Below are 467 nucleotides of genomic sequence, written 5' to 3'. Positions count from 1 at the left end.
GAAGAACAACGATCTTAAAATGATCATGTCATGTGGAAAAGTTACGGATAGTGACGTCAAATGGAAATCGTAGAAAAGAAAAAAGCGACCCAATTGGGTCGCCTAGCAGAAGTGGTAAAGCCAGTTCCATATCATGGCAGCTTAACCAAGAAGCTATAAATTACACTGGAAGCAATGTGAGCAATGTCGTGTCAAAAAGAATTCGTGCAAGTTCTTGGATAAATGTTTCATCACCTTCTCAACACCAGTTAATCAACTTCTGTTAATCAGTAATTCAACGTCCTTGTGAACTTTCCTCATTCCCTAAGACAGGTTTAATAATAATGATTCTCATTTAACAGTCAACAGTTAAATGAGAAAAAATCTCATTTATTTTCACATTGCTTTAATGAAATGCACTCTCGATTCACGAAGATTGATTTTTTCTTCAAATTTTTCAATAAGATATCCATTTCTCAACAACAATC

Annotated in this window: 1 pseudogene; it reads right to left on the bottom strand. The window is 34.7% G+C overall.

The features are described from left to right. Positions 1 to 375 precede the first annotated feature (375 nt). Positions 376 to 467, bottom strand: a pseudogene (locus R7O12_RS25040) (GNAT family N-acetyltransferase); the annotation flags it as partial.

The sequence above is a fragment of the Vibrio sp. Vb1574 genome (assembly GCF_033338675.1).
The sequence above is the reverse complement of the archived record's forward strand: the minus strand, read 5'-3'. Positions and strand labels throughout refer to the sequence as shown.